General features: G+C 52.8%; 4 protein-coding genes. 3 read left to right on the forward strand and 1 reads right to left on the reverse strand.

Annotation, left to right across the window (positions count from 1 at the left end):
* Window positions 1-95 precede the first annotated feature (95 nt).
* The 3 genes from B3P58_RS19195 to B3P58_RS19205 are packed head-to-tail and all read left to right on the forward strand — an operon-like array spanning window position 96 to window position 2,403.
* A complete protein-coding gene (locus B3P58_RS19195; protein WP_145468764.1) occupies window positions 96-503 on the forward strand; it encodes an ExbD/TolR family protein in 408 nt (135 codons plus the stop codon).
* Window positions 503-1,123, forward strand: coding sequence for an energy transducer TonB (locus tag B3P58_RS19200; protein WP_230333715.1), 621 nt, complete (start codon window positions 503-505; stop codon window positions 1,121-1,123). Before B3P58_RS19195 ends, B3P58_RS19200 begins: the two co-directional genes overlap by 1 nt.
* A complete protein-coding gene (locus tag B3P58_RS19205) occupies window positions 1,123-2,403 on the forward strand; it encodes a tetratricopeptide repeat protein (protein ID WP_230333717.1) in 1,281 nt (426 codons plus the stop codon). The genes B3P58_RS19200 and B3P58_RS19205 overlap by 1 nt, the downstream gene beginning before the upstream one ends.
* A gap of 75 nt (window positions 2,404-2,478) precedes the next feature.
* Here B3P58_RS19205 and xthA read toward each other — a convergent pair whose 3' ends face one another.
* On the reverse strand, window positions 2,479-3,291 hold the full coding sequence (gene xthA / locus B3P58_RS19210) for an exodeoxyribonuclease III (protein ID WP_286719830.1): 813 nt from the start codon (window positions 3,289-3,291) through the stop codon (window positions 2,479-2,481).
* Window positions 3,292-3,980 lie beyond the last annotated feature (689 nt).

Genomic DNA, 3,980 nt, shown 5'->3' on the forward strand with positions numbered 1-3,980 from the left:
TGTATTTCCGCACCCGCTTTAAACGTTTAAGTGAGCGCGGCGTGCATCAGCTCGCCGAATGGCTAACGACCGACTGAATTTACGGATTATTTGTTATGGCACGTCGTCACACCGATAGTGAAGCCGATGGCAACGATATCGATATCACCCCGATGCTGGATATCGTCTTTATCATGCTGATCTTTTTTATTGTTACGACCTCTTTCGTTAAAGAAAGCGGCGTAACCGTCAGCCGCCCGAGTGCGCAGACCGCCGAAGAGAAAAAGGGCAGTAATATTCTGCTGGCGATTCGCGCCAATGGTGAAATCTGGATCGACCGCCGCGCCATTGATGTGCGCGCAGTACGTCCGAACATTGAGCGCATGAAAGCAGAAAACCCGGAAGGGGCTGTGATTATTCAGGCTGACGAATTTTCACCGACCGGCCTTCTGGTCAAGGTGATGGATCAGGTACGCCTGGCCGGAATTACCAATATATCTATTTCCGCCGAGGCGGCTAACTGATGCCCCGTTTTGCGATTGCTTTATTACTGGCTTGCGGGGTCAGTCTCGGCTTGTTCTGGGCAATGCATCAGATGGTGTCTGGTCCGGGTGAGCTTAAGCGCGATAATCGCGACAACACCTATGTCGACTTTGTGCGCCTGAAGCAGGAAAGCAAAACCCAGCTGAAAGAACGGCGCAAGCAGGAGCCACCCAAACCGAAAAAACCGCAACTGCCAAAAGAATCGGTGGCCGAGCAAAATACGCCGATGCAGCAACTGCCGTTTAATATGCCTGATGTAAATCCGGATTTATCACTGGCGCAGAACTCGCTATTGGGCGACGCCGTGGTCGGCATGGGCTTTGGCGATACCGATGTTATTCCGCTGGTGCGGATGAATGCCGTGTATCCACAAAAAGCAGTGCGTCAGAAAATCGAAGGCTATGTGACGGCGCGCCTGGCGATCAACCCCGAAGGCACAGTCGATAATGTGGAAATCATCGAAGCTGAGCCGCGTGGCGTGTTTGAACGTGAAGCCATCCGTGCACTGTATAAATACAAATTCAAACCGAAAATGGAAAATGGCCGGCCGGTTGCGCAACAGGCAACCCAGACCATTGAATTTAAGCTGGGTGATTCCTGATGCGTGCCTTTATTACGCTGTTGTTCTGTCTGTTGTTCTGTCTGCAGTCTCCGGCATTGCTGGCTGCCAATAACAGCCTGTCACAGTCAACCTACGAAGAACTGAATTCTATTCAGGAGCAACTGGCGGCACAGCAGTACAGCGAAGCCGAAGAGGCCTTGCTGGAGCTGGAAGAGGATTTAACGCCCGGATTCGGTCTGGCGCTAAGCTATCAGTTGCACGGCCAGCTGTATCTGCTGCAGGAAAAAAACACTGAAGCCATGACCTGGTACAGCAAAGCGCTAAGCCTGAGTGCGCTGGCTCCGGCGCAGGAATCAGCGCTGTCGACCACGCTGGCGCAACTGCATCTGGCAGCAGAAAATACCAGTGCGGCTATCGCTGAGCTTGAACCACGGCTGACAAAGATCCTGCAGCTGGAAAAAGATAAAAACAGCAGCAAGAGAAAAGGCGACAAAGAAAAAAATGCCGACTGGATTCAGCCGCTGAGCTTTATCACGCTGGCTTCGGCCTATCAGCTGGAAAAAAATTACGCCGCCTCCATTCCCTGGTTGCTGCAGGGCATTGAACGCACACAGGCACGTGGCGACAAGCCGAAAGAAAACTGGCTGCAGATGCTGATGGCGGCGCACTATCAGCAAAAATCCTATCTGAAAACCGCCATGGTGCTGGACGATCTGCTGCGTATAAATCCTGGCAAAGAAGATTACTGGCAGCAGCTGGCGGCTATTTATCAGTTGCTGGAAAAGCCGAAGCTGGCCCTGCGCACACTGGAGTTGGGATACGCCGGACACTATCTGAAAAAAGCCGACAGCATTCTGCTGCTGGTGCAATTGTTGATCAGCGAAAATATCCCTGAGCGCGCCGGACGTATTCTGCAGGCACATATCAAAGACGGGACCGTTGAATTAAATGAGCGTAACTGGCGCTTACTGGCGGCGGCCTGGCAGCAGGGGCGCGAGCGCGATAAAGCCGTAATCGCCATGCGTGAAGCCAGTGCTTTTATGGACGACGGCAGTCTGCTGTACCGTGCGGCACAGATGCAGCAACAGGCTGCACAATATCAGGAAGCTTTGAATGACAGCGAAGCGGCGCTGAAAAAAGGCCTGTCAGAGCGGGATAAACCCCGGGCACTTATGCTGGCCGGCAGCTGTGCTTATGAACTGAAAGATTTTGCCGCGGCACGGCGCTATTTCCAGCAGGCGCTGACGCTGGCGGCGGTTGCAGCCAACGCCCGCGTATGGCTGGATTATCTGGATACGCTGGAGCAGTATCCGGGCTGATATCTGACCATGCGGATTTAAATAAAAAACGGCGCTTATAAGGCGCCGTTTTTTATTGCCGGAGATAAAGCCTGCTCAGGAAAAGGTTGCCCAGATCGGTGCGTGATCTGACGGTTTTTCCAGTGCGCGAATATCGTAGCTGACACCCGCTGCGGTGCATTCTTCGTATACCGCAGGCGTTGCCAGAATATGGTCGATACGCAGGCCGCGTTTGGGCTCGTCATCAAAGCCTTTGGAGCGGTAATCAAACCAGCTGAAGGTGTCGTTGCTGGCCGGATAATGTTTGCGATAGGTATCCTGCAAACCCCAGCCGAGCAGGCGCTGATACCATTCGCGCTCTTCCGGCAGGAAACTGCACTTGCCGGTTTTAAGCCAGCGCTTACGGTTCGGCTCACCAATACCGATGTCGGTGTCTTCCGGTGAAATATTCATATCACCCATCACGATCACCCGGTCGGCCGGGGTGAAGTTTTCACTCAGGTAACGCTGCAGGTCGGCGTAAAACTTTTCTTTAGCCGGGAATTTGGTTTCGTGGTCACGGCTTTCCCCCTGTGGGAAATAACCGTTCAGCACATTCCAGATTTTTCCGTCAATTTCGTAGCGTGCATGAATAATGCGTTTCTGCACTTCGGCGTCATCCCATGGCCAGCCTTTCTGCACAAAGACGGGGGCGGTTTTACTCAGCAGGGCTACACCGTAATGACCTTTCTGGCCAAAAAACTCGACATGAAATCCCAGTGCCTGAATATCCGCCAGCGGAAATTCGGCGTCCTGCACCTTGGTTTCCTGCAGGCCAAGCACATCCGGATTAAGCTGGTCGCGAATGGCTTCCAGTTGATGAGGCCGGGCGCGTACGCCGTTAATATTGAAACTGATGATGGTGGTCATGGCTGATCCTGACGCTAGGGCCTGTCGACACTAATTAAACAGGCCTGTTATTGGCTAAAAATATCTCAAACAAGGCGCTGAGAGTGTGGGATGTTCAGCACATCCCTGTGCCTCACCCCTTCGGGGTTGGCACGCCAATCTGTTCCAGACAGATTGGTAACGGGTTAAGCGAACGAACAGCAACGCAGGATGAGGGATTTTTAGCCATAACCCTTCGGGCTGAGGCCAGTTTCCCCCATGAACATCGTCGTTCGTCATTCATTTAGCCCGCTAATATCACGTCTCTCTCCTTGTTCTGAGAAAAACTGGCTCTCAGCAGGACCTATTCAATTAGTGTCGACAGGCCCTAATAAAAACAGCCGCCATAATAACAGCCTGACAACATCAGGTCAGGTCGAGTGTTGGTCGGCCGGAGCAGGGCAGCACAAGTTGATTGACTGAAAAACAAGCAGATGAAAACCCGGACTGATCACTCCTGTTGGGTGATCAGTCAAAATCACTACACTGAGCGCCATTGTTTTTACCGGCCAGTCCGGCCATTGCAACCGATGAGGTCAACATGAACCGCACACCTTTTAAACCGGCCATTCTGGCGGCACTGATTGCTCAGATGCTTGCCAGTCAGTCTCAGGCAGCTGATACCGTCGAGCTGGATGCGCAGCGCGTTACCGGCCAGTTATTCAGCCAGA

The organism is Thalassolituus sp. UBA2009, from assembly GCF_002335285.1.
Taxonomy (GTDB): Bacteria; Pseudomonadota; Gammaproteobacteria; order Pseudomonadales; family Oceanobacteraceae; genus Venatoribacter; species Venatoribacter alkanivorans.